At 66.1% G+C, this 25,108-nt stretch carries 23 protein-coding genes; 8 read left to right on the top strand and 15 right to left on the bottom strand.

The window, feature by feature from the left end; genetic code table 11:
- Positions 1-224 precede the first annotated feature (224 nt).
- Genes N511_RS0114820 through pdeM form a run of 4 tightly spaced genes read left to right on the top strand, consistent with a single transcriptional unit; the run spans position 225 to position 6,200 of the window.
- The gene (locus N511_RS0114820) at positions 225-1,289 is read left to right on the top strand and encodes a ligase-associated DNA damage response exonuclease (protein ID WP_027680028.1); all 1,065 of its coding nucleotides are present in this window, start codon (positions 225-227) and stop codon (positions 1,287-1,289) included.
- A complete protein-coding gene (locus N511_RS0114815) occupies positions 1,286-2,932 on the top strand; it encodes an ATP-dependent DNA ligase (RefSeq protein WP_027680027.1) in 1,647 nt (548 codons plus the stop codon). Before N511_RS0114820 ends, N511_RS0114815 begins: the two co-directional genes overlap by 4 nt.
- Positions 2,929-5,544 (top strand): ligase-associated DNA damage response DEXH box helicase, encoded by a 2,616-nt coding sequence (locus tag N511_RS0114810; protein ID WP_027680026.1) that lies wholly within the window; start codon positions 2,929-2,931, stop codon positions 5,542-5,544. Before N511_RS0114815 ends, N511_RS0114810 begins: the two co-directional genes overlap by 4 nt.
- Positions 5,541-6,200, top strand: coding sequence for a ligase-associated DNA damage response endonuclease PdeM (gene pdeM / locus N511_RS0114805; protein ID WP_027680025.1), 660 nt, complete (start codon positions 5,541-5,543; stop codon positions 6,198-6,200). The genes N511_RS0114810 and pdeM overlap by 4 nt, the downstream gene beginning before the upstream one ends.
- 33 nt (positions 6,201-6,233) lie before the next feature.
- Here the strand turns inward: pdeM and N511_RS0114800 are convergent, their stop codons facing one another.
- The 4 genes from N511_RS0114800 to N511_RS0114785 form a co-directional block, all read right to left on the bottom strand.
- Positions 6,234-7,403 (bottom strand): zinc-dependent alcohol dehydrogenase, encoded by a 1,170-nt coding sequence (locus N511_RS0114800; protein WP_027680024.1) that lies wholly within the window; start codon positions 7,401-7,403, stop codon positions 6,234-6,236.
- Positions 7,404-7,492: 89 nt separating this feature from the next.
- Positions 7,493-7,738, bottom strand: coding sequence for a DUF6566 family protein (locus tag N511_RS0114795; protein ID WP_143708227.1), 246 nt, complete (start codon positions 7,736-7,738; stop codon positions 7,493-7,495).
- Positions 7,735-7,917, bottom strand: coding sequence for a hypothetical protein (locus tag N511_RS24290; protein WP_037026699.1), 183 nt, complete (start codon positions 7,915-7,917; stop codon positions 7,735-7,737). Before N511_RS24290 ends, N511_RS0114795 begins: the two co-directional genes overlap by 4 nt.
- 87 nt (positions 7,918-8,004) lie before the next feature.
- A complete protein-coding gene (locus tag N511_RS0114785) occupies positions 8,005-8,874 on the bottom strand; it encodes a manganese catalase family protein (protein ID WP_027680022.1) in 870 nt (289 codons plus the stop codon).
- A 144-nt stretch (positions 8,875-9,018) separates the two neighbouring features.
- On the opposite strand from N511_RS0114785, the gene N511_RS0114780 reads away from it, so the two are divergent.
- Positions 9,019-10,314, top strand: coding sequence for an Nramp family divalent metal transporter (locus tag N511_RS0114780; RefSeq protein WP_027680021.1), 1,296 nt, complete (start codon positions 9,019-9,021; stop codon positions 10,312-10,314).
- A gap of 33 nt (positions 10,315-10,347) precedes the next feature.
- Here the strand turns inward: N511_RS0114780 and N511_RS0114775 are convergent, their stop codons facing one another.
- Together N511_RS0114775 and N511_RS0114770 are read right to left on the bottom strand one after the other, a co-directional pair.
- Positions 10,348-11,220, bottom strand: coding sequence for an NmrA family NAD(P)-binding protein (locus N511_RS0114775; RefSeq protein WP_027680020.1), 873 nt, complete (start codon positions 11,218-11,220; stop codon positions 10,348-10,350).
- Positions 11,221-11,354: 134 nt separating this feature from the next.
- The gene (locus N511_RS0114770) at positions 11,355-12,557 is read right to left on the bottom strand and encodes a DUF2252 family protein (RefSeq protein WP_051530936.1); all 1,203 of its coding nucleotides are present in this window, start codon (positions 12,555-12,557) and stop codon (positions 11,355-11,357) included.
- Positions 12,558-12,750: 193 nt separating this feature from the next.
- On the opposite strand from N511_RS0114770, the gene N511_RS0114765 reads away from it, so the two are divergent.
- Entirely contained in the window at positions 12,751-13,176 is a 426-nt protein-coding gene (locus tag N511_RS0114765) for an HU family DNA-binding protein (RefSeq protein WP_027680018.1), read from the top strand.
- Between the two features lie 113 nt (positions 13,177-13,289).
- On the opposite strand, the gene N511_RS0114755 is transcribed toward N511_RS0114765, so the two are convergent.
- From N511_RS0114755 to N511_RS0114740, 4 genes are read right to left on the bottom strand one after another with little or no spacing between them, the layout of a single operon-like run.
- On the bottom strand, positions 13,290-13,892 hold the full coding sequence (locus tag N511_RS0114755; protein WP_051530955.1) for a DUF2894 domain-containing protein: 603 nt from the start codon (positions 13,890-13,892) through the stop codon (positions 13,290-13,292).
- 16 nt (positions 13,893-13,908) lie between these two features.
- Positions 13,909-14,562, bottom strand: a complete 654-nt coding sequence (locus N511_RS0114750; RefSeq protein WP_027680016.1) for an OmpA family protein — start codon at positions 14,560-14,562, stop codon at positions 13,909-13,911.
- A complete protein-coding gene (locus tag N511_RS0114745; RefSeq protein ID WP_027680015.1) occupies positions 14,559-16,865 on the bottom strand; it encodes a DUF802 domain-containing protein in 2,307 nt (768 codons plus the stop codon). Before N511_RS0114745 ends, N511_RS0114750 begins: the two co-directional genes overlap by 4 nt.
- Before the next feature lie 18 nt (positions 16,866-16,883).
- Complete coding sequence (locus tag N511_RS0114740) at positions 16,884-17,618, bottom strand: DUF3348 domain-containing protein (RefSeq protein WP_027680014.1); 735 nt, start codon at positions 17,616-17,618, stop codon at positions 16,884-16,886.
- 298 nt (positions 17,619-17,916) lie between these two features.
- Between N511_RS0114740 and N511_RS0114735 the strand changes: the two genes are divergently transcribed.
- The gene (locus tag N511_RS0114735; protein ID WP_027680013.1) at positions 17,917-19,071 is read left to right on the top strand and encodes a methyltransferase; all 1,155 of its coding nucleotides are present in this window, start codon (positions 17,917-17,919) and stop codon (positions 19,069-19,071) included.
- Positions 19,072-19,080: 9 nt separating this feature from the next.
- On the opposite strand, the gene N511_RS0114730 is transcribed toward N511_RS0114735, so the two are convergent.
- Positions 19,081-20,343 carry a TIGR03862 family flavoprotein gene (locus N511_RS0114730; RefSeq protein ID WP_027680012.1) on the bottom strand — a complete coding sequence of 421 codons (1,263 nt, stop codon included), beginning with the start codon at positions 20,341-20,343 and terminating at the stop codon, positions 19,081-19,083.
- Between the two features lie 219 nt (positions 20,344-20,562).
- Between N511_RS0114730 and N511_RS0114725 the strand changes: the two genes are divergently transcribed.
- On the top strand, positions 20,563-21,399 hold the full coding sequence (locus N511_RS0114725) for a class I SAM-dependent methyltransferase (protein WP_027680011.1): 837 nt from the start codon (positions 20,563-20,565) through the stop codon (positions 21,397-21,399).
- Positions 21,400-21,456: 57 nt separating this feature from the next.
- On the opposite strand, the gene N511_RS0114720 is transcribed toward N511_RS0114725, so the two are convergent.
- The 4 genes from N511_RS0114720 to N511_RS25265 all read right to left on the bottom strand — a co-directional run bounded on the left by N511_RS0114720 (position 21,457) and on the right by N511_RS25265 (position 24,867).
- Entirely contained in the window at positions 21,457-22,350 is an 894-nt protein-coding gene (locus tag N511_RS0114720) for a LysR family transcriptional regulator (RefSeq protein WP_027680010.1), read from the bottom strand.
- A 63-nt stretch (positions 22,351-22,413) separates the two neighbouring features.
- Entirely contained in the window at positions 22,414-23,016 is a 603-nt protein-coding gene (locus tag N511_RS0114715) for a cysteine hydrolase family protein (protein ID WP_027680009.1), read from the bottom strand.
- 108 nt (positions 23,017-23,124) lie between these two features.
- Positions 23,125-24,597: a sensor domain-containing diguanylate cyclase gene (locus tag N511_RS0114710; RefSeq protein ID WP_027680008.1), complete on the bottom strand. Its 1,473-nt coding sequence runs from the start codon at positions 24,595-24,597 to the stop codon at positions 23,125-23,127.
- Between the two features lie 81 nt (positions 24,598-24,678).
- Positions 24,679-24,867 carry a hypothetical protein gene (locus tag N511_RS25265; protein WP_155954050.1) on the bottom strand — a complete coding sequence of 63 codons (189 nt, stop codon included), beginning with the start codon at positions 24,865-24,867 and terminating at the stop codon, positions 24,679-24,681.
- Positions 24,868-25,108 lie beyond the last annotated feature (241 nt).

Below are 25,108 nucleotides of genomic sequence, written 5' to 3'. Positions count from 1 at the left end.
GCCCGCCTCGCCGCCAAAGGCGGCCGCCGCGCAGTCCGCGGACGCTTCCGCGGGAACGCGCCAGCCCGGTGGTGGCGATTCGGCCGGCCCCAGTGCCGCTGCCGCAGGCCCCGGGAGCCCGGCCGACATGCGTGCGGAGCCTGTGCGCAAGCAGCCATTGCGTTAATGCTGTCGCGGGCGGCTGTCCCGGGCGTCGGATGAGGGGCATCCAATGAGAGCAATCGATGACCAGCGCAGCGGACCTGATCGTAACCACGCCCAGCGGCCTGTATTGCCCGGCAGGCGATTTCTACGTTGACCCATGGCGGCCGGTTGACCGCGCCGTCATCACGCACGCCCACAGTGACCATGCCCGTGTCGGGCACCGGCATTACCTGGCTGCCGCTCCGGGGGCGGGCGTGCTGCGCGCGCGGCTGGGTGACGACCTCCCCCTGCAGACGCTGCCGTACGGCGAATCCATCGTCCACCACGGCGTCCGGCTGAGCTTCCACCCGGCGGGGCACGTGCTGGGCTCTGCGCAGGTGCGGCTGGAATACGGCGGCGACGTGTGGGTCGTGTCCGGCGATTACAAGGTGGAGGCTGACAGCACCTGCACGCCGTTCGAGCCGGTGCAATGCAATACCTTCATCACCGAATCCACTTTCGGGCTGCCGATTTACCACTGGCGGCCGCAGACCGAGATCTTTGCGCAGCTCAACGCATGGTGGCGCGACAACGCCGACGCGGGCCGCGCAAGCGTCGTCTTCTGCTACGCCTTCGGCAAGGCGCAGCGCATTCTCTCCGGGCTCGATACCAGCATTGGACCCATCGTTTCGCACGGCGCCATGCTGCAATTGGATGCCGCGTATCGGCACGCGGGCGTGGCGCTGCCGCCCACGCAGCTCGCCACCGACGTGCCGCGCGCGGACTTGCGACGCGCGCTCGTGCTGGCACCGCCCTCCGCACAACGCACGGCCTGGATGCGGCGTTTTGGCGACTACGCCGATGCGTTTGCCAGCGGCTGGATGCAGCTTCGCGGTGCACGTCGGCGGCGCGGCGTCGATCGCGGCATCGTGCTGTCCGATCATGCCGACTGGCCCGGCCTGCTGCAGGCCATCGACGCCACGGGCGCCACGCGTGTCTATGTCACGCACGGGCAGGTCGCGCCAATGGTGCGCTGGCTGTGCGAACGCGGCCTGGATGCGCGCGCCTTCGCCACCGAGTATGGCGACGAGGCCGAAGAAGGCAATGCCGCTGAAACAGCTGATACGCCCACAGCAAGCGCGCCAGAGGACACACCTGCGCCATGAAAGCCTTCGCCGATCTGTACGCGCAGCTCGACGCCACCACATCGAGCAACGGCAAGCTGGCCGCGCTGGTGGCCTATCTGCGTACGGCGCCCGATGCCGACGCCGCGTGGGCGGTCTACTTCCTGGCAGGGGGCAAGCCGCGCCAGCTGGTGCCAGTGCGCGTGCTCGCCAGCTTTGCGCAGACCACCTCCGGCTTGCCCGAATGGCTGTTTGACGAGTGCTACCAGGCCGTGGGCGACCTGGCCGAGACCATCGCGCTCGTCCTGCCCGATGCAGATCACGCAGACGACGCCAGCCTGGCCGAATGGATGGAAGCCCGCTTGCTGCCGTTGCGCGGGCAGCCGCCCGAAGCGGTGCTGCCGCGCCTGGCGGAGCTGTGCCGTGGGCTCCCGCTGCATGCGCGGCTGGTGTTGATGAAGCTGATCACGGGGGCGTTTCGCGTGGGGGTGTCAAAACTGCTGGTCACGCGCGCGCTGGCGGAGATGGGCGGCACCGACCCCAAGCACGTGGCGCAACGGCTGATGGGCTATACCGACATCGGACAGGCGCCCACCGCCGAGCGCTATCGCGCGCTGCTGGCCGATGCCAGCGTCGATGGCCACGCGCTCGATACCGGACACCCGTATCCGTTCTTTCTCGCGCACCCGCTGCAGGCTGACGTGGAAGCCTTCGACACCCTGCTCGGCACGCCCGCTGAATGGCAAATCGAATGGAAGTGGGATGGCATCCGCGCGCAGCTCGTGCGTCGCGCCGACAGCGCATGGCTGTGGTCGCGCGGCGAGGAACTCATCACCGATCGCTTTCCCGAACTGTCCGCCATGGCGGAGGTACTGCCGCCAGGCACCGTGCTCGACGGCGAGATCGTAGTCTGGCAGGCGGGCCGCGTGCAGCCGTTTGCCCTGCTTCAGCAACGCATCGGCCGCAAGACGCTGAACGCGCGCGTGCTGCGCGAGGCGCCGGCCGTGCTGCTGGCGTATGACCTGCTGGAATGGCAGGGGCAGGATCTGCGCGAGCACCCGCAGAGCGAACGGCGCGCGCAACTCGAACGCGTGATTGCCGATTGCATCCATCCGGCGCTGGAGCTGTCTCCGCTGCTGGAAGGCGACGACTGGCAGCATCTTGCCCAGCAGCGTGAGGCGTCCCGCGAGCTTGGCGTGGAGGGGCTGATGCTCAAGCGGCGCGACGCGCGCTACGGCGTGGGCCGCACCAAGGACGTGGGCGTGTGGTGGAAGTGGAAGATCGATCCGTTCTCTGTGGACGCCGTCCTCATCTATGCACAGCGCGGCCACGGCCGGCGCGCGAGCCTGTATACCGACTACACCTTTGCCGTGTGGGATGCGCCGCCGGATGTACCCGAGCGCAAGCTGGTGCCGTTTGCCAAAGCGTACTCCGGCCTGAGCGACGCAGAGATCCGCCAGGTCGACGCGCTCATCCGCAAGACGACGGTGGAGAGCTTCGGCCCCGTGCGCAGCGTGGCGCCGACGCTGGTGTTCGAACTGGGCTTTGAAGGCATTGCGCGCAGCCCTCGGCACAAGAGCGGCATCGCGGTGCGGTTTCCGCGTATGCTGCGCTGGCGACACGACAAGCCAGTCGCAGAGGCCGATACGCTGCAGACGCTGGAAGGCCTGCTACCGCCGTCATGAACGAACCTGTACTGCCCGATCTTGATGCTTGGTTTGCTGCGCGTGGCTGGACTCCCATGCCGTTCCAGCGCACCGTGTGGTCGGCCATGGCGCGCGGCGAATCGGGCCTGCTGCATGCCACCACAGGCGCGGGGAAAACCTATGCAGTCTGGCTCGGGGCGTTGCAGCGGTTGGCGCAGGTGCGCGGGCGTGGCAACGCACCGCCGTTGTCGGTGCTGTGGCTCACGCCCATGCGCGCGCTGGCGGCCGACACCACGCGCGCATTGACCGAAGCGGCACAGGCACTGGCGCCGCACTGGACGCTCGGCTTGCGCACCGGCGACACCGGCAGCGCCGAACGCGCCGCGCAATCACGCCGCTTGCCCACCGCCCTGGTGACCACACCCGAAAGCCTGTCGTTGCTGCTTGCACGCGCCGATGCACGCGAGGCCCTGGGCTCGGTGCACGTGGTGGTCGTGGATGAATGGCATGAACTCGTCGGCAACAAGCGTGGCGTGCAGGTGCAGTTGGCGCTGGCCCGGCTGCGCACGTGGTCGCCGGACCTGATCGTGTGGGGGTTGTCCGCCACGCTGGGCAACCTGGCGGAAGCCATGGACGCGCTGGGCGATGCAGGAACGCCCGCCCCCGGCACGCTGGTGCAGGGCCACCTGCCCAAGCGCATGGAGATCGATACGCTGCTCCCCGACGGCGTAGGCCGGTTTCCGTGGGCCGGGCATCTGGGCATGGCGATGCTGCCGCATGTGCTGGAAGAGCTGGAAAGCGCCCGCACCGCGCTGGTGTTTCTCAACACGCGGTCGCAAGCGGAGCTGTGGTATCAGGCCGTCATCAACGCGCGGCCGGAATGGGCGGGGCTGATTGCGTTGCATCACGGCTCGCTGGATCGCGCAACGCGCGACTGGGTCGAGACCGGCCTCAAGCAGGGCCTGCTCAAGGCCGTGTTCTGCACGTCCAGCCTCGATCTCGGTGTCGACTTTCTGCCGGTGGAACGCGTACTGCAGATCGGCTCGCCCAAGGGCGTGGCGCGGCTGTTGCAGCGCGCTGGGCGATCTGGCCACGCGCCCGGCCGCCCGTCTCGCGTAACGGTGGTGCCGACGCACAGCCTTGAACTCGTGGAAGGCGCGGCCGCCCGCGCAGCAGCCATGTCGGGCCAGGTGGAGGCCCGCACCTCGCCGCACAAGCCGCTGGACGTGCTGGTGCAGCATCTGGTGACGGTGGCGCTGGGCGGTGGTTTCGTGCCCAACGCGCTGTTGGAGGAAGTGCGCCGCGCCTGGGCCTACCGCGACTTGCGCGACGACGAATGGCAATGGGCGCTGGACTTCGTACGGCAGGGCGGCCACTCGCTCACGGCGTATCCCGACTACCATCGCGTGGTGCCCGACGAACACGGCGTCTGGCGCGTGCCAGACGCGCGTCTTGCGCGGCGACACCGCATGAGCATCGGCACCATCGTCAGCGATGCAACGATGACCGTGCGCTGGTGGCACGCATCCGGCGGCGGCGCGCTGGGGTCGATTGAAGAAGGTTTCATTGCGCGGCTGCACCCCGGTGACAATTTCCTGTTTGCAGGCCGCCTGCTGGAGCTGGTGCGCGTGCAGGACATGACCGCCTATGTGCGGCGAGCCACCGGCAAACGCGCCGCCGTGCCGCGCTGGAACGGCGGTCGCATGCCGCTTTCCACCGAGCTGGCGCACGCGGTGGTGGCGCAGCTTGATGCGGCAGCACACGCCCGCTTCGACAGCCCCGAAATGCAGGCCGCGCGCCCCTTGCTGGAGTTGCAGGCGCGCTGGTCTGCGCTGCCCACCACGGCCACGCTGGTGGCCGAGACGCTGCAGTCGCGCGAGGGCTGGCATCTGTTTCTGTACCCGTTTGCCGGGCGGCATGCGCACCTGGGGCTCGCGAGCCTGCTTGGCTGGCGCGCAGCCAATCGCACGCCGGCGACGTTCTCACTGGCGTTCAACGACTACGGCCTCGAACTGCTGTCGGCCACGCCCATCGACTGGCCGGCGCTGCTGGCCAGCGGCGAACTCTTTGCCACTCACACGCTGATGCAGGATGTGCTGGCCAGCCTCAACGCCGGAGAACTGGCTCAGCGCCGCTTTCGCGAGATCGCCCGCGTGTCGGGGCTGGTGTTTCAGGGTTACCCCGGCGCGCACAAGAGCGCGCGGCAGTTGCAGGCATCGTCCGGCCTGTTCTATGAAGTCTTCCGGCGCCACGACCCCGGCAACCTGCTTCTCTCGCAGGCAGAAACCGAAGTGCTGCGCCAGGAGCTGGACCTCGACCGCATCGAAGCCGCTCTGATCCGCATGCGCGGCTTGCAGCTCCAGCTCTGCGCATTGAAGCGGCCTTCGCCGTTCGGTTTTCCGTTGATGGTGGAGCGGTTTCGCGAGCAGCTTTCGACGGAGAAACTCGCTGATCGGATCGCACGCATGCTCGCCGAAGCCGAGCGCGCCGCTGGCCCAGAACCTACCGATCCGGATGCCGCGACACGGCCGGAGATCGAGACGGAGGTCCAGGCCGCCCTGCGCCTGACTGAATCGCCCGACACTGCGGGCAAATCCACCCGCCCCGCGCGCCGGCCACGCAAGACATCGAAGCCGCTGCCACTGCTATGACTGCCCCCAATGACGTCGCCATGCAGTGCGCAGGCGAGACGGTATGGCTGCTGCCCGAGCGTGCGCTCTGGTGGCCTGCGCAACGCATGCTGATGGTGGCCGATGCGCATTTCGGCAAGGCGGCGACCTTTCGCGCGCGCGGGGTGCCGGTGCCGGCCGGCAGCACCAGCCAGGCGGTCGCCCGCCTAGACGCCATGCTCGCCCGATTGCCGGTGGCGCATATCGCGTGGCTGGGCGACCTTCTCCACGCGCGCGAGGCGCACGCCGCCATCGATGCACTCGCCGCCTGGCGCGCGCGCCACGCCGAGGTCGCATGCACGCTGGTCCGCGGCAACCACGACCGCCATGCGGGCGACCCACCTGCGGACCTGCGCTTCAACGTGGTCGAAGAGCCGTGGGGGATCGGCCCCTTCGCGCTCTGCCATGAGCCGCAGGCGGTGCCCGGTCGCTACGTCATCGCCGGCCATGTGCACCCGGGCGTCGTCATCAGTGGACCGGCTCGGGACCGCCTCCGGCTGCCGTGTTTCCGGTTTGGAGCGACCGGCGCCCTGCTCCCCGCATTCGGCGAGTTCACCGGCTTGTGGACCGCGCCGGCCACGCCCGGAGAAGCGCTTTTTGCCGTCGCCGACGACTGCGTCTGGCCGCTACGCAGCTAGGGCGCTTCCTTCCACGCAAATGCGCCGCTGGCATCAGGGCTTGAGCACCACCTTCACGCATCCGTCCTGCTTGTCGCGGAAGGTTTTGTACAGGTCTGGGCCATCCGCCAGCGTGCCGCGATGCGTCACCACGAACGACGGGTCGATCTCGCCCCGCTCAATGCGTTCGAGCAACAACGGCAGATACCGCTGAACCGGTGTTTGCGCCATCCGGAACGTCAGCCCGCGATTGATGGCCGAGCCAAACGGCACCTTGTCGAGCAACCCGCCATACACGCCGACGATCGAGACCGTACCGAAGTTGCGGCAGCACTGAATGGCCTGCCGCAGCACGTGGGGCCGATCCGTACCGAGCGCGGTGGCGACCTTGATGCGGTCGACCACGGAGTCGAAGCTGGCGGTCGTCTCGGGCTCCGTGCCCACTGCATCGATACAGGCATCGGGGCCGCGGCCCTGCGTCATTTCGTTGAGCGCCTCCTGCACATCGCTGGCTTTGAAATCGAGCGTCTGTGCGCCGGCCGCGCGGGCCATGGCCAAGCGCTCGGGCACTGTATCGATGGCGATCACGCGTTCCGCGCCCAGCAGGAACGCGCTGCGGATCGCGAACTGCCCAACGGGGCCGCAACCCCACACGGCGATGGTGTCGCCGGGCTGGATATTGCAATTCTCGGCGGCCATGTAGCCGGTGGGGAAGATGTCCGACAGGAACAACAAGGTCTCGTCGTCCACGCCCTCCGGCACGCGAATGGGCCCCACGTCTGCGTACGGCACACGCAGATATTCCGCCTGGCCGCCGGCATATCCGCCCAGCAGGTGCGAGTAGCCGAACAAACCTGCCGGTGAATGACCCCACAGCTTGGCGGCCTTGGCGTGGTCAGGGTTGGTTCGCTCGCATCCGGAATAGAACCCGCGTTTGCAGAAAAAGCACTCGCCGCAGGAAATGGTGAACGGCACCACAACGCGGTCGCCGACCTTCAGCTTGGTGTTCTCGGGCCCCACTTCCACGACTTCGCCCATCGTTTCGTGGCCGACCACATCGCCGCTTTCCATGCCGGGCATGACACCGTCGAAGAGGTGCAAGTCCGACCCGCAGATGGCGCACGCCGTGACCTTGATGATGGCGTCGCGGCCGTGTTGGATCGTCGGGTCCGGAACGGTGTCGCAGCGGATGTCATGTTTGCCGTGCCAGCAGAGTGCCTTCATCACAAACTCCTTGTCGATTCTGTCGGGGCGACGGCGTCATGCCGAAGCCGTGGCGCGCAGTTGCGCGGTTCAGTTGCGTGGTTCAAAACTCAGGACCGCCCATGCGTGAGCAGCAGCCGGGCTTGCTCCATGCCGTCTCGAACGGCCTCGCCTTCGGTGTGCCAGCCTCGCCATGTCTGGGATATTTCTCGGATTTCGAACTGCCGCGCCCCGTTTGCGACTGAGATGCGGGGCACCCACACGCCCTGCGCGTCCTGCTCCGCAGTCACCGTCACGGTCTGGCCCGCACACTCGAAGCGCGCTTCGCCTTCGTGCGTCGTCTCGTTCTGCATCATCGCTTTCCGTTCAGGAATGGGTGCGGGGGCTGAACACCCGAATACACCGGCGCGACGGATTGCACACCGGCCCCGAACACGCCGGCAGGCAAGCCGCGGGCGAGCGAATACATGGCAATCACGGCAAGAGTGAGCGCCGCGATCGCAAGGAGTTCTTGCATATGCATGAGCGTCTCCATGTCTGTTCGTGCTTGAAACGGGCTGTTCCTGGCGTAGACGCAACGTCCAGGCCCGGGCGGCGCTTTGCCCGGGCCTGGAGGCGGTCGTTACGCCTTCCCCTCACCAAGCTCCGCGCCGGTGGTCGGATCGACCGCCGGGTCTGAAGCCAGACGCGTCTTCATGGCCTCCAGCGTTTCGAGTTCGGCATCGGTGAGGTTGACCGATGCGTTGCCGTCTCCGCCGTCCGCAGGCACCGGCGGGTCTGCGACCAGCTCAAGACCCGTGCCGCTATTCCACGGCGCTTGCACGATGGGGCCACCGCGCGACATCTTGAAATACGCATCGCTGAACTCCGGCACCGGCGGCAGCTTGCCCGGCGGGAAGTTGCCGTTGATGGCGTAGAGCGCCTTCTCGAACGACTTCTGGTGCGCCACCTCGCGCGTCATGAGAAAGCCAAGTGCTTCGCGCACACCCGGGTCATCGGTGACGTTGATTAATCGTTCGTAGATGATCTTGGCGCGCGCTTCGGCTGCAATGTTCGAGCGCAGGTCCGCCGTCGGCTCGCCGATCGAATCGATGTAGGCGGCCGTCCATGGAACGCCTCCGGAGTTCGTCAGCGATGGGCCCCCGCCATAGAGCACCTGCGTCACATGGCTGTCGTTACCAGCGCCATTGAGCTTGCGATACAACTCCGCCTGCTCATCCACCGCTTCGGCCAGTTCGCCTTTGGCACCGCGATTCAACATGGCGACGATGGAGCCGATGATCTCGAGGTGACTGAGCTCTTCCGTCGCGATGTCGTACAGCATGTCCTTGCGGCCTGCATCCTCTTCTGCAACGGCTTGCGTGAAGTAGCGCATCGCTGCGGCAAGCTCGCCTTGCGGGCCACCGAACTGCTCCAGCAGCAGATTGGCCAGTCCGGGATCGGATTCGCTGACCCGAACGGTGTATTGCAATCGCTTGTTGTGCATGAACATGGATGTTCTCCGGGAATGGGTGGATGCCTTCATGGCGCAACCCTTTCCGCAACACCCGTTCCATCGCGTACCGCACGCCTCGCGTTGCGCCGTCGGGTACGCGCGTTGCGAAGGGCCTTGCGCCGCCTATCTCCCGGAGCACCCATGGACGACGCCCTCGCGCTTGAACGCGACAGTTCTTCTGCATCGAGAAGCGTCGTCGCTCAGGCGCGCGCAGCGCTGGAAGGCCGCCGACGGGGCTGGCGCACGTTCACGCCGTTCGTTGGTCCAGCCGTGGTGGTGTCAGTCGCCTATACCGACCCCGGCAACATCGCCACGGGCATCGAGGCCGGCGCCCGCTACGGATATCAGCTGCTATGGGTCGTGCTGGCATCGAGCCTGGTGGCGATGCTGTTCCAGATGCTCTCTGCACGCGTGGGCATCGTGACGGGCCAAAATCTGGCGCAGCTCTGCCGCACGCACCTGCCTGCGCCAGCCGGTCTTGGCATGTGGTTCGTCAGCGAGCTTGCCGCCATGGCGACCGACCTTGCCGAGTTCGTCGGTGCCGCTGTGGGCATCGCGCTCCTGACCGGGATGCCTCTGCTGCACGCCATGGTCATCGCCGGTGTGCTGACTTATCTTTTGCTGATGCTGCAGGGGCGGGGCTTCCGCTCCGTTGAACTGATGATTGGCGCGCTGGTGGCCGTCATCGGTATCTCTTACATCATCCAAGTGTGGATCTTGCCTGTTTCGTGGGCGGCGGCGCTGCGGCAAACCTTCGTTCCCACAGCACTGCCGCCCGACGCGTTCATGTTGGCGGCCGGCATTGTCGGGGCCACGGTGATGCCTCACGCGCTCTTTCTCCATTCGGGACTGGTCAATACGCGCGTGCGCCCACGGAGTGCGTCAGAGACGTCGCAACTGCTTCGCTATTCCAACCGCGAGGTGGTGGCAGCGCTGGCCGCCGCGGGCTGCATCAACCTCGCCATGGTGGTGGTATCAGCAGGCGCATTTCACGGCGCACATGCGGAGGTGGCCGGCATTGAGGATGCCTATATCACCCTGGCGCCGTTGTTTGGAGCATCGGCCGGGCTGGTGTTTCTGGTTGGGCTGATCGCATCGGGGCTCTCAAGCTCCGTGGTCGGCACGATGGCGGGCCAGATGGTGTTGCAAGGCTTCCTGCGTGTGCGCCTGCCAGTATGGATGCGCCGACTGATCACCATGGTGCCGGCGTTCATCGTCATCGGCGCGGGCATGGATGTCACACGGGCGCTCGTACTCAGCCAGGTGGTGCTGAGCATGGTGGTGCCGTTTCCGATGGCGGCGCTGATCTGGCTGGCACGCCGGCCAGACCTGATGGGCCAGCATGCCGCCACTCGCGGCCTGGTGCGACTGGCGACGGTGGGGGCCGTGCTGGTGGCGGGGTTGAACGGCGCGCTGCTCGTCCATCTCATCGCCTAGCGATGCGGGACAGCGGCGGCGCAGCGGGTCTGGTCAGGCGTGGGCCGCGCGTACCCACGCTGCTGCAATGAAGTCAGCCAGCGAAACATGGCCCAGCACGTCGTCCGCCGCCGGTTGGTCGAACCCCTCGTCCAGCGTCACGGCCGTCATCTTCGCGTAGGCGCGAGCCGCCTCGTCAGAGAAACCGAGCCCTTTGTAGACGGCTTCCCAACGGTCGCGCGGCACCACTTCGAGCACCACGTCGCGGCCGAGCGTGCGCGACATGGCCTGCGCAACGTCCTGCGGTGTGTAGCGCTGCGGGCCCTCGACGTAGCGCACACCCACGTCGTCGGGCGGCGTCAGAAGCCGCGCCGCGGCTGCCTCACCAAGATCTGCGGGCGCGACCATCGGTATGCGCATGTCGGCGGGGAACATGCTCGGCAGCGTGCCGGTCTGCGCCACGGTTTCGAGCATGCTGGCCCAGTTGCTCATGTAGTAAGCGCCGCGATTGATGGCCGCCGGAATGGACTGGCGACGCAGGCCCTCCTCCAACTCCCACAGCGTGGTGAGGTCGCCGATGCCCTGCCCCGGGCGCGCGCCAAAAGTTGAAGCGGCCACCACTTTCTCCAGTCCGGAGTTTTCCAGCGCGGCGAGGATGTTGGCGATCGTGCGGCGCTCTGTAGCGTCGGTGTCGCCGGCAATATCGGCGGGCGGATTGAGCAGGAAGGCGCGCCGCCCGCGTCGGAATGCCGCCCTCAACGAGGCGACGTCCTCCACGTCGGCCGTCGCGACCGATGCACCTTTGTCCCGCCAGCGACCTGCACGCTCCGGCCGTCTGGTCAGGATCGTCACGTCTTCGCCACTGGCCAGCAGTGTTTCCGCCACCGCGGCTCCCACATGTCCGGTTGCACCCATCACTACGTACATCGCGCCTCCTTGTCGCTGTCTACTTGCGCACTTCGGCAGCCGAGCGCCGAGCGCAATCGGCCATCGTCGGCTCGCGATGGCCCCGAAAGTTCGATAGCAGCGTTTATGCCAGTGAAGGGACGCAGCAGAGCCGATCAGCCTGCCCAGGCGCGACAGTGCTCGAGGTACTGCCGCTCGTGCAGTCCAAGCAGATCGACAATCGAAGACCAGAGCCAGAACGGCGCGTTGATGGAGCGCCCATGGCGTGCCCGCAGTTCACGGTGCCATGCCTTCGCAACATCCCGCGGCATCTGGCTGCCATGCGCCAGGCCGACGACGTTGCCCAGATACGCGGCCAGGACGGTGGCGTCCTTGTGCTCCAGCTTGTCGACCGACAGCTTCAGGTCTTGCGGCTGCAGCTCGCGCATGAAAAAACTGCTGCCCAGCATGCTTCCCCAAGCCATTCGATCGCCCAGATCGGGAGAAAGACGGCGCGCGCCCGTCACCACGCGTTCGCCATTCAACCGTGGCATTTCGGCGGTAGACGCGCTGGGCGCTGCAGCCTTGGCCGCCTCCTTGATATCAATCAGCCGATATCGCGGCCCGCGGTCCTGATCGACGGCCAACAAGACGGCATAGCGCCGCCGCCCGAGCGAGCTGCACCCTTTGACCCAGTACGCCGCGTCGACGATGCTGACCAACGCCTCGCCGGGCATCTCGTAAAGACGCGCCACGAGGGCAAGCACTTCATGCTGGCTCACCAGGTGCTTCAGTTCGCGCCGCTCTTCGCGGGAGAGCGGCCAGAAATGGCGCCCGAGCGGAATGGTTGGAGACGTGTCATCAAGCCGCTCCCTGGCCAGCTGTTTCCACGTACGCGCGGTCGCGGCCTTCATGGCGGTGCGCACGGATGCGGGGCGCGGCGGCAGATGCACCGCCGCATCCGGGTCGATGCCGTTCAGGTAGCCGGCCATCAGCGCCTCGACCATTCTTGCCGTCACGATGCCTGGCAGGTCGGACCCGCGCGCGGCCGTCGCCAGCGAAACGCCAAGCCGGATCAGGTCGTGCGCGGGATTGCCGAGCACCGTCTGGTCCAGATCGCGGATCTGTATGCGCGTGGCGCCGGAAGCATCGCCGATCGGGCCGAGGTTGCCGACATGGCAATCGCCGCAAATCCAGATGGTGGGCCCCTCGGGAAACGTGTGCGACTGCACCTCGCTCAGCCACTCGTAGAACTTTACGGTGCTGCCGCGAACGTACGCATGGGTGGAGCGCGTCATCTTCGATTGGCGCAGCTGGGCGAGTATGGGGGCGCGGTTTTTGGGGCTCACCACGCTCTGCGACGATTTACGTTGGGGCATGTCTGTGCTGAACCCGGGATGCTTCAGCTGGGTGATACACGCCCGAAATCCCTTGCAATAAGCGTTCCGCAGCCTCAAAACAGCCTAGATAACGCTTCCACGGCGCTCAACCTTTGCTATGCTTGCTCGAAGCGCGCTGCACAGGCGTCGCTTCCATTGAATGGTCAACTTTACCCAACCATCTATTTTCACTATGGCCACCAAAACCAAGACCGCTGCCAAGACCGCCGCAAAGAAGGCCTCGCCGGCAAAGAAGGCCGCGCCAGCAAAGAAGCCTGCTGCAACGACGCCGACTCTCAAGCCCTTGAAGGACACGTTCACCAAGGCGAGCCTGGTGAGCCATCTGGCTGAACAGGCTGCCGTCGACGCCAAGGCGGTGAAGGCGGTGCTGCTCCATCTGGAGAACACCATCGTGGCTTCGCTGCACAAGAAGGGCGTCGGCGAATTCACGCTGCCCGGCCTCTTCAAGGTGACGTCGGTCAAGGTGCCGGCAACGAAGCGCCGCTTCGGCAAGAACCCCTTCACCGGTCTGGAGCAGTGGTTCGAAGCCAAACCGGCAACCGTGCGCGTCAAGGTCCGCGCCCTGAAAAAGGTCAAGGACGCAGCCCTCAACGGCTGATCGCCAGCGCAAAGAAAAAGGGAGCCTCGGCTCCCTTTTTTTCGTGCTTGCCGGTCGGAAGACGCAGCAGGCGCGGACCAATCGGCATGGCCGAAGGCGCTGTGCTGTGATGCCTAGCGCGCCTTGCGAGCCCCCTTTCCGCCGCCGCGTGCCGCATCCTGACCACCGACGGCGCCGTCCCCGCTCATGCGTTCCAGCCACGAAAGCGCATCCACATACGACAAAAACTGCCGCAGATAATCGGGTGAGACCTCGCGCATCAATAGCAATGAACGATGCACAAGACTGCTCGAATTCAGCGGACCGGCATTGACCGGCACCTTGTCCAGCGCGTCGCGCAACTGTTTCTCGGCGCTGACGCGGGACCACGTGTCGCGCACGTCCTCGAGAATCTTCAGCTCCGGCAATGCACGCGGATGAGGCCCAGATCCGCCATCCGAAGCCTCGCCGACATCCGTGCGTTGCCGGCTGGCAATGTCACGCAGCAGTTTGGCCAACGCGCTGTCGGCAGGCGCTTTTGCGTCGCTCGCGTCGGACGTTGCCGTCGGGCGATCGAGGTCTGCCGCGTAGGCCGCGATCAGCTCGTCGAGCCGCGCATCGAGAATGCGCCGCGCCTCGCCGGTTTGTCCGGCCGCACGCCGATGCAATGCCTCGATGAAGCCAAAGCGCACGCGGTCCAGCCGGTCCGCGCCGCTGGCGCGCCAGCTGTCGAGCATGGCCTGCGTCGAGGCCTCAATGCGGCTCACGACGTCCACCGTTGGAAGCGGCCTGCCTCGGGACAGGCGCGATTTCCACACGCCGGTTCTTGGCGCGGCCGACGTCGTCTGCATTGGAACTCACGGGCTGCTGCGATCCGAACGCCGCCGCAAACACGCTCGACGCAGGAATGCCCTCGTCGATCAACGCACGCGTCACCGTCAAGGCACGTTTGGCGGACAGCTCCCAGTTATCGGCAAACAGCCGGTTACCAGCACGCACCTGCTGGTCGTCGGAAAAGCCGCTCACCATCAAGATCTCTTCACGCGAGGTGAGATAAGCACCCAGCGGCCCCGCCAGGCTCTTCAGCAGCGCGCGACCTTCCGGCTGCAACTGATCGGAGTTGATCGCAAAGAGCACATTGCCATTGATGCCGATGCGCCCGTTGACGAGTGTCACGCGCCCGGCCGCCAGCGGGCCGGCCAGCGCCTGCTCCAGCGTCTTGCGGCGCTGGGCTTCGGCCTCGCGCTGCTTGACCTCGTTTTCCAGCTTGGAGGACAGCTCCAGCTGCACGCCGATCACACCCACCAGAATCAGCACAAACGCGCCCAGCAGCACCGACATCAGGTCGCCAAACGCGGCCCACACGGGCGCCGTGGCCTCGATGCCACCGTCGAACTCGTCGTTCATGCCGCTTCGGCCCCGGCCAGTGCGCGCTGGTCACCCAGGCGCTGCAGGTCTTCGAGGATCTGCTTTTGAGACAGCATGCTCAGGTCGATCACCTCACGCGCCTGGGCCACGTAGTAGGCAAGCTGTTCGTCGCTGCGGGTGAGCGACTTGTCGAGTGCAGCTTCGATGCGCTGCAACTGGGCTGCAAGCTTGTCGTTCGACTCGCCAAACAGCTGCACGGCCGCGCCAAACGCCTCGCCCAGGCTCGCCACCTCCACCGCACTGCCGGTCACCTGGGCAGCCACCGCGCCAAGCTTGCCGGTCTCGGCTTCCACCCGATCGGTGAACCGCACGCCAACGCGCTCAAGCAGATCCGCCGACGTCGCCACGAGCGCATCCACCGCCGTGCGCTGCTCGGTCGACGCATGGTTGACGGCGTCGAGCAGCGTTTCCAGCGTGCCCAGCAGGCGCGCACGCTCGTCCAGCATCGCGGTATCGCGCACCATGCTGTCGGACAATTTCTGGCGCAGCTCGGCCACCACTTCGGCCGCGGCCTTGGGCGCCTCCGACGCGGCTTGGACCAGGCGCGAAATCTCGCCGATCGTGTCGTTGGCGTGCGCCTGCGTTTGCGCGGAGATGTCGCGTGCCGTCTGCGCCAGTGCGTCGCAAATCTGCTGCTGGCGGTTCGCCGTATCGGCGCCGGCCTTTTCCCATGCCTGGGTCAGTTTCTCGCCCATGGCGCCGAGGGCATCGGCCCAGGCGGCCAGACGTTGTGCGTCTCGGGCTTCCAGCGCAGCTTGCAACGCGGCTTGCGACTGACGCGATGCGTCCTGCTGCGCGGCGATATCGCGCGCGGTCTGCGCCAACGCATCGCAGATGTCTTGTTGACGGCTCGCCGTATCGGCGCCGGCCTTCTCCCACGCCTGGCTCAGTTTTTCGCCCGTTGCGCTGAGCGCCCCGGTCCAGGCCGCCAGACGTTGCGCGTCTCGTGCTTCCAGTGCGGCTTGCAGTGCCGTATGCGACTGGCGCGACGCGTCTTGCAACGACACGGCGTGCTGCTCGAACGTGGCGGCAGCCGCTTCCAGCGCGCGCTGATTCTGGGTGGCCAACTCGGCTTGGGCGTGTTCCTGGCGGGCCAGCGCATCGCGCCAGGCGGTGGACAGGCCGCCTGCGGTGGCGTCCAGTCGCTCGGCAACGCCATCGAGCAACCGCGCCGAGCGTTGCTCGAATGTCTCGGCAAACCGGTCCAGCGACGTGCCGACCTGACCGACCAGCGCCTCACTCGAGCGTTGATGCGCCGACAGGGCGTTGTTCCAGATGCCGGAGACCGCCTCCGCCGTAGCCTCAAAGCGTGACGACAGGCCCTCCAGCTGACGCTGCACCGCGTGCGTGACCGTCTCCTGCAGCGCGGCCGATTCACGCGCGAGGCCCGCCATCGTCGTTTCCACCACAGGCTGCAGCGCCGCGCTGGCAACCCGCGCGCTTTCGGCTGCGCTGTCCTTCAACGACTGGCCAACCGAAGACGCGAGCTGGCTGTAGGCCACTTCCGTCTTGTCGAGAAACGCTTGCTGCGCGGCGATCTGCCGCTCGCTGCTGGCTGCGCCCTGCTGCTCCAGCGACACCATCATCGCCTGCAGGCGGTCCACCAATGCGGGCATCACATCGGCTTGCCGCTGCAGAAGCTTGAACGTCTCTTCACGCTGATGCGCATGCGAATACATGCGTAGCGTGGTGGCGATGTTCGCGTCGAGCGCCTGGACTGCCTGCAGCCGCTCGCGCCGGCACAGCGCCGACAGCAGCCCCAGCATGGCCGACGTTGCCACACCCGCAATCGAGGTTCCGAACGAGAATCCCAGACCCTTGATCGGGGCGGCCAGCGAAGCGCGGATCGCCTGCAGATCCGTCGCGCTTTCCAGGGCTGCGCCCGTGCCCTTGAGCGTCACCACCATGCCGAGCAGCGTGCCGAGCATGCCAAGCAGCACCAGCAGGCCCACCAGATACGGCGTCAGCGCGGGCGCCGGCAGCGCAGCGCGCTCGCCTTCCACACGCAGGCGCACGGCATTGCGCACGCTCGGGTGCAGTGGCTCCAGCCACGCCGCCAGATTGGGCGGTGGCTCGGTCAGCCCCGCCACGGCCTGCGTGACGCTGCCCGTCGCCTGACGATAGCGGCGCAGCTCGAGCGCGCCTGCCACATAGGCGGCACCGATTACGAGCGTGACAGCCAGCGCCAGCAGGTTTCCGCCGACGAGGTAGCCGACGGCAATCCATCCCAAGGCCGCCAGCCCGACAGAAAAAACGATGAGATTCAGGTGATGTCTGGACATGAATGGTGTCTGTCCCGCTTAGCGGGGGCGAAGGGCTGCGAGCAACCCGTCGATCGGTTGAAAACGAACATCAAGCTCGGCCAGGAGCACGCTCTGCATATCCTTGCGGAACGCGTCCAGCCAGGCGCGGGATGTGGAGGGGGTGGCCTGGCCTTCCGCGGGCAGCTCGGCCTGCCGCTGCTGCTCGGCCGCGCGCAGGCGCTCGAAGTACGGCCCCAGCATCGACGGAATGGCTCCGAGCAACGAACGTTCGCGGCCGGCGAGCGCCTGCTCCATGCTGGCATCCAGCACTGCTAGCCGCGCGAGGTCGGGCGTCCTGGCAGCCAATAGGCGCCGCAGGCGGCCACGCAGGTCGCCGATCTCCAGTTCCATCGTCTGCTGCATCAGCACGTAGCGCTGCCGGAAATCGGCATAGTCGACCACCACCGGCACCGCCGGGTTCTGGATCGGTGCGCGTGGCCCGGGCCTCGTCTCTGGCGCGCAGCTGGACGCGATGGATTTCGTCAACGCCGCACGGACACGGCCGCCGATGGTCTCGGCGTCCGGCCCGACGGGCCGCGTGCTGGAGGCACCGGCGGGCGGGGCCGCGCTCAATGCCGACGAAAGCGTGATGGCATCCGTCCAGCTGAGCCATTGGCTTAACCGGTCAGAAAGGGGCTGCGCAGATGCGGAAACGTCGACGTCCGTCAGGCGAGCAAGAATGCGGATCAGCGCGGGGCCGCTGAGCGCCCTGCGTTGCTGGGCGTGCGCCATGCTACGAGTGCCGAAAAAAGGCTGGAGTTTACACTGCCTGCCGGGTCGGACTGGCGTCTTTGGGTGGCAGAAGAATCACTTCGCCAGAAGAATCGCAGCGGTCAATCGGCTCGCGGGCAATACGGGGCGACGTCCTTCGGCTCATAGCGTGGCATTGGGCCTTTTCTGACACGGGGCCCACCGAAACGGCGTCAGTGCCGCGCCGCTCGGTTGCCCGCCAGCATTTGTGCGATCAGGCCGACAGCGGTATCGTGTCGCCCACTACCGCACCCTCCCCGCTTTCCCGCCCATTTCCCCCGTGACCGAACACCCCACCCTCACCTGGACCGACGACCGCCCTGAAGCCAGCAGCGACGCCGTCCATACCGCCCTCTGGCGGTCCGAAGCCGGCAACCCGCCGCCCAAGCGCGTGGTCATCGCAGATGACCGGACCCCCGCCGATACCGCCTACCGCCTCGCCTGCGAAGGCACTGCGTTGCTCTGGCAAGGCGACTTCCAGAACGCGCGCCAACTGCTGCAGGCCATGTCTCGCCGCACGGATCGCAAACCCGCCAGGGCGCGCAAGGAACCCGCCTCGCCCATCGATGCGTTCAACCTGCATCGACAGGCGCAATCGCAGCGCGCCCGCACGCTGGGCATGCTGCTGATTCCGCTGGATGCGGATTACACGATCCCGCTGCGCCGCGCACCCGACATGCGCGAGGCCTGCACCGAGGCCTACGGCACGAGCCACGCTGCTTCCGTCGTCTCGCTGCGCGAGCTGCTTGGTTTGATCGGCGCGCATGAGTGGCGCAAGAAGGGGGTCGAGATTCCGGCGCTCGGTGGTGAGCGCATTCACCCGCACTACGGCGTGTTCTCCCCGGTGCGCGGCGAATACATCGATCTCGTGGCGAATGCGCCGTTGCCTTCGAAAACCCTGGCATTCGATATCGGCACGGGCACGGGCGTGCTGGCAGCGGTGCTGGCCAAACGCGGCGTGAAGCACGTCATCGGCACCGATCAGGACCCGCGCGCGCTGGCCTGTGCGCGCGACAATCTGGCGCGTCTCGGTCTGCAAGCGCGGGTGGACGTTGTCGATGCAGATCTGTTTCCCGAAGGCCGTGCGCCGCTGATCGTGTGCAACCCGCCGTGGCTGCCGGCGCGACCCAGCTCGCCCATCGAGCGCGCCGTCTACGACCCGGACAGTCGCATGCTGCGCGGCTTCCTGGATGGCTTGGCCGCCCATCTGGAGCCGAATGGCGAGGGCTGGTTGATCCTGTCGGACTTTGCCGAGCATCTTGGCCTGCGCACGCGCGATGCCCTGCTGGCGATGATCGACGCTGCCGGCCTGCAGGTGGTGGCCCGGCAAGACATCAAGCCGAAGCACCCGAAGGCGTCCGATGAAAACGACCCGCTCTATCGCGCGCGGGTTGCCGAGGTCACGTCGCTGTGGCGCCTGAAGGCGCGCCAGTAAACCGTTGAATCAGCAGGCCATCGCCGCCAGGTAGTCGAGTGCGCCCTGCCCCGCAGCGGCGCCGCTCGCAAAACACGCCGTCAGCAGATAGCCGCCTGTGGGCGCTTCCCAGTCGAGCATCTCGCCGGCGCAGAACACGCCCGGCAGACGCTCGATCATCAGCTTTGCATCCAGCGCTTCAAACACCACACCGCCCGCGGTGCTGATCGCCTCGTCGATGGGCCGCGTGCGTATGAGCCGCAACGGCAACGCCTTGATGGCCTTCGCGAGTTGAGCCAGATCGGCAAACGCTTCCTTGCTCAGGCACTCGCGCAGCAAGCCGAGCTTCACGCCCGTGATATTCAGCTTGCTTTGCAGATGGCTCGACATCGAACGCGCGCCGCGCGGGCGCATCAGTTCATCCGTCACGCGTTGCGCACTCCAGCCTGGCGCAAGGTCGAGCCAGATCGTCGCACTGCCCTCTGTGGCGAGCGCGTCGCGAATGGGCGCCGACAACGCATAGACCAGGCTGCCTTCAATGCCGGTCTGCGTGACGACGAACTCGCCCTGGCGGAATTGCAGCGCACCGCCATCGCCCGACGGCAAACCGATGGCGACCGACTTCACGGGCTGCCCAGCAAAACGCTCCTGGAAATACGCGCTCCAATCGGCATCGAACCCGCAGTTGGCGGGCTGCAATGGCTGCACCTGCACGCCGCGCGCCTCAAGCAACGGCACCCAGGCGCCGTCGGAGCCCAGGCGCGGCCAACTGCCGCCGCCCATGGCCAGCACCACCGCATCGGCTTGCACCAGCCGTTCAACATCGGCGGTTTCAAAGCGCAGCACCTGCGCGTGGTCTGACGGTTCTGCCCAGCCCACCCAGCGATGCCGCATGTGCAGCTGCACGCCCGCCTCGCGCAGCCGGTGCAGCCATGCGCGCAGCAAGGGCGCGGCCTTCATCTCGGTCGGAAAGACACGTCCCGAACTGCCGACAAACGTATCGATGCCCAGCACATGGATCCACGCACGCAGGTCGTCGGGGCCGAAGCGGCCAATGAACGGCGCCAGCGCCTCGCGCCGCGTGCGATAGCGGCCGAGAAATGCGTCGATCGGCTCCGAATGCGTGATGTTCATCCCGCCGATGCCCGCCAGCAGGAACTTGCGCCCGGCCGAAGGCATGGCGTCGAACACCTCCACACGCACGCCGTTGCGCGACAGGACTTCAGCGGCCATGAGCCCGGCGGGGCCGGCGCCGATGACGGCAACGAGAGGGGCGTTGGATGTTTCGGACATGCGGGGAGGAACGGATCGAATCGCGCGGGGCAGACAAGCGGGGCGCTATTGTCACATCCCCACAGGGCGCGGGCAAACGAGGTCGCGCATGACGCCGCCTGGGGTGCGCTTGCCGTCGCCCACCCCGCTTTTCGGTAAACTGGCGCCCTCTTTCCGTTTTTCTCCGCGCCGCCGCACCGGTCCCATTCCGTGCGACATGTCGCCCAGGCTGTCCTGACGATGTCCAACAAGACCCACGAAATCCGCCCCAACCAGTCGATCGAACTGCTCAAGGAACTGCACATCCTGACGCGCGACGGCAAGATGAACCAGGACAGCCGCCGCAAGCTCAAGCAGGTCTATCACCTGTTCCAGTTCATCGAACCGCTGATGGCCGACGTGCAGCAAACCAAGGGGCATGTCACGCTGGTCGACCACGGCGCAGGCAAGTCGTACCTCGGCTTCATCCTGTACGACCTGTTCTGCAAGGAGCAGCCGGGCGATGGCACCTCGCACATTTACGGCATCGAAACGCGCGAAGAACTGGTCACCAAATCGACCGAACTGGCCGCCCGGCTCGGCTTCAAGGGGATGTCGTTCCTGAACCTGTCGGTGGCGGAGTCGATTACCTCTGACGGACTGCCCGCGACGATCGACATCGTGACCGCGCTGCATGCGTGCAATACCGCCACGGACGATGCGATCCGCTTCGCGCTGGAGAAGAAGGCGCAGTACATCGTGCTCGTGCCGTGCTGCCAGGCGGAGGTGGCCGGCGTGCTGCGCAAGAACAAGGGTAAGTCGCTCGGCAATGCGCTGACGGAAATCTGGCGCCACCCGCTGCACACACGCGAATTCGGCAGCCAGGTCACCAACGTGCTGCGCTGCCTGCAGCTTGAAGCGCACGGCTATCAGGTCAGCGTGACGGAACTCGTGGGATGGGAACACTCGATGAAGAACGAGCTGATCATCGCGCAGTACAAAGACCTGCCGCGCCGCCGCCCAACCGAGCGGCTGAACGAGGTGATCAGCACGCTGGGGCTGGAGGAACTGCACGAACGGTTTTTTGCGCCGGCTTGATGCACTTGCCGGGCTCGCCGCACGCTCCATAACGCCCGGGGTGCGGGGCACTGCGGGCTAGCGCGCGCGATAGTGCTCGCTCATGAAGTCGACAAACGCGCGCACCTTCGGAGCGACATGCCGCGTGTGCGGATACAGCGCGTAGTAAATGCGCTTGCCGAGCGTACAGCCCGGCAGCACCTGCACGAGGTCCCCGCACGCCAGGGCCGCTCGCACGGTATGCCAAGTGAACGCCGCAATACCGACGCCAGCCAGTGCCGCCGAATACGCCGCCGTAATGGCATCTGTGGTCAGCCGCCCATGCAGCGACACCTGGACGGGCTCGCCCTGCGGCGGCGTAATCGCCCATTCCGTTGCGGTTTGCGAGCCCGAAAACGCGATCAGCTCGTGCTCGACCAGATCATCCGGTGCGCCAGGCGGCCGGCGGCGGGCGAGATAGGCAGGCGACGCTACCAGCACGATGTCGGATTCGGCCAGCCTGCGGGCGACGAGGCTGCTGTCGCCCAGGGGCTGACTGATCCGGAGGACAACGTCAAATCCGTGTGCAACGAGATCGATCATCTCGTCGCTGCACGACAGATCAAGGCGGATGTCCGGATAGCGCTGCTGGAATGCCGGCAGCCAGTCGCGAAGCTCCAGCGTGCCGATCACCAGCGGCACGCTGACGCGCAACGTACCGGCAACACGCTGATGCTCGTTTGCCATGGCCTGCGATGCAGACTCCACCCGCTGGAGAATATCGACGCAGGCCTCGTAGTAACGCTGGCCAGCGGCCGTCAATGCAAAGCGGCGCGTCGTCCGGTTGAGCAGTTGCACACCAAGCTCGGCTTCGAGCCGCTTCAACTGTCGTGACACGGAGGAATGCGTGCTGTCGAGGCGCTCCGCCGCAGCGGAAAACCCTTGCGCCTCGACGATGGCGCAGAACACGCGCATTGCAAGCAACTGATCCATGGTCGAATGTGCCCGTGTTGCCAAGGCGTCGGATGCTATCACGCTGCCCTGCGCCAAACCGGGCTAGGCCGCCTTCAGCGACAACACCTCTTGCGTGCGCAGCACCGCGCCGAATGTGTCGGAAATCTCCGCCAGTGCAGCGCGATGCAGCACGTCGTGCGACACACGCAGCGATTCGTTGACCACGATGTCACGCGTGGCGCTAGCGTCGTCCACCACAATCACCTCAAACCCGGCTGGCACCGCATCGCGCGCGGCGCCAGCCACGCAGGCATGCGTCATGAGCCCGCACACGACCAGATGCGTAATGCCGTCGCGCTTCAGCTCGCTCGCCAGATCGGTGCTCGCAAACACGCTGACCGACGTCTTCTGTACACAGCGGTGGTTGGGCTTCTGACGTACATCCGCATGAATTGCGACGTGCTTGGCGAAGATCGGTGCTTCGGCTGGCGCCACGTGCTGAATGTGTACGACAGGCCAGCCCTGCTGGTCCGCAAAATCAATCAGGGTATTGGCGTTGTGCAGCGCGTGCGCACCATGAGGAATCGGCAGTGCGCCGGTGAAGTATTCGTCCTGGAAATCGATGACGAGCAACGCGGTGCCGCGTGCGGGTAGCGCCGTGGGCGTGGTCGCGCCGAGAATGCTGCGCAGTGTTTGGCCGGACATGCTGGCTCCTGAAAAAGTTGTCAGGAGCGCAGTCTCTCAGCGCATCGGCGCCGCGACCAGACGGCCCGTGGCACAGGATCTGTGCATCGCACGCACAAATCGCCGCTGTTATGTCGAGCGTTTGCCTTCGTGCTGCATCCGCTTGTCTTCGTACATCGCGACGTCGGCCTCGCGCAGCGTTTCTTCGAGACGCCCGCCCCCGTGGCAGGTGGCGCAGCCCATGGAAAACCCAAGCTCCGCACCCGGATAGAACTGATTGTTGAGTTCCACCAGCTTGCGCAGGCTTTCCACCAGCGCCGTGCCGGCCTGCGCGTCGGCGCCCGGCAGCAGCACGGCAAACTCGTCCCCGCCAATGCGCGCGGCGTGTGCCGGTTTGTCGATGGCCTTGCCGAGCACCTCGCCGGCGCGCCGCAGCAGCGCGTCACCCGCGGCGTGGCCGAGCTGGTCGTTCACGCGCTTCAAGTCGTTCAGGTCGATCATGATGACCGTAACCGGGAACGGGCCCTTGCGCTCCAGCCGGTTGATCTCGTCCACGTAGAACGAGCGGTTCTTCAGCTTGGTCAGTACGTCGTGCTTGCCGAGATATTCCAAATACGACTCGGCCTTCTTGCGCGCGGTGATGTCGGTCAGCGCCAGGAGCACCATGTCCCAATCCTGCTCGCGGCCCGGGAACACCGAGAACTGCAGGTGGATGTTCAGCGGGTTGCCATCCAGCCCGTAATTGACGACCTCGCGCTGCTGGAAGAGCTTGCCCTCCCACAGGTCGATCAACTGCTCGCGAAAATGCGGGCGCATGTCGTCGCGAAAGATTTCCGGCAAGCGGCCAAGCAAGTCGTTGCGGTGGCGCGCCTTGAACATCTCCAGCGTGAAGCCGTTGACGTCAAGCACCTGGATTTCCTGCATGCACCGTTCGACAAACTCCGGATGCACGTCGGTAAAGGTGCGGAAATCGGTGATGCCCTGCATGCGCACTTCGTCCAGCAGCATCTTGATGGTGCTGAAATTTTCCACCCACAGCGACACCGGCGCATGCTCGAACACGCCGCGCGCATAAAGTTGGCTGGCGGCGGCACGGCGGCGGGCGTCTTCGAGTTCGGTGATGTCGTCCACCGCCACCAGCACGCGGTCCCACGGCTGATCGTGATCGGGCAGGACCACGCCCTTGAGCAGGATGTCGAGACGGCGGCCGTCGAGCGTGTAATTGACGCTGCGGCTCTCGAACGACGGCTCGCCAGACCAGAGCTGCACGAGTTCGCCCACGTGGGCCTCGAGCATGTCGTCGCGCAGGACGTCGGCCAGCCGCGCGGTGAGCGTTTCGGCATCCGGGGCGGCGTACATGGACAACGTGCGCCGGTTCACGCGCAGCACCTTGATACAGGCCGAACAGGCGGCCACGCGGGAGGTGTCCTCTTCCAGAAAGCGCTGCAGGTCGGTCACGCCGGCCGCCCGCCATTGGGCAAAGAGGCGGTGCAGATCGCTGTAGTCCTCCAGCCACAATGACGTGGGCGTGACATCGAAGAAGTCGATCAGGTTGACACCCACAGCCGCCGGGCTGCTGACGCTATCGGACGCGGATTGCATGAATCGCTCTACGGAAACGGAAACACTTCGCAAACGTTGCGAGCGTACCGGTTTTGTGTAAAGCCGCGCACAGCGCCTCGCTCATCCGGAAGGATTACCCCCATGCAGCCGATGCGCGGTCAGCTGCTGCAGCGCAATACCTCGTCGAAGGCCGGGAAAGTTCCCCAGCGGGATTTTCCGGCGCTGCGCCGTATTTAGTTTTGCTTTATCTGGCGTTGTAAAAATCGCCGCTTCGATTTTTAAGATATTTTCATGAAGCGGGAGACGCATTTCGTTTTTTCAACGCACTTTGCAGAAGTCACCCAACGCCCGGAAAGGCGCCCGCCGCTTCGTGGATGCGCATACCAAAAACTGCAAATTCCGCAGCAGATTCTCTCGCACGTGATTTAAAAAACTTCGTCTCGATTCGCAGGCCGTTTCCTCCAGAATCCGTGCATCCCGTGCGCGGGCTGTGATTTGCACCGCGCAAGAAGCGGGTAATTCCTTGTCCCGATTCTGCGGCCTGCCCCCC

It is taken from the genome of Ralstonia sp. UNC404CL21Col (genome assembly GCF_000620465.1).
GTDB lineage: Bacteria > Pseudomonadota > Gammaproteobacteria > Burkholderiales > Burkholderiaceae > Ralstonia > Ralstonia flatus.
Note: the sequence above shows the minus strand (reverse complement) of the source record. Positions and strands in the feature narration are given on the sequence as shown.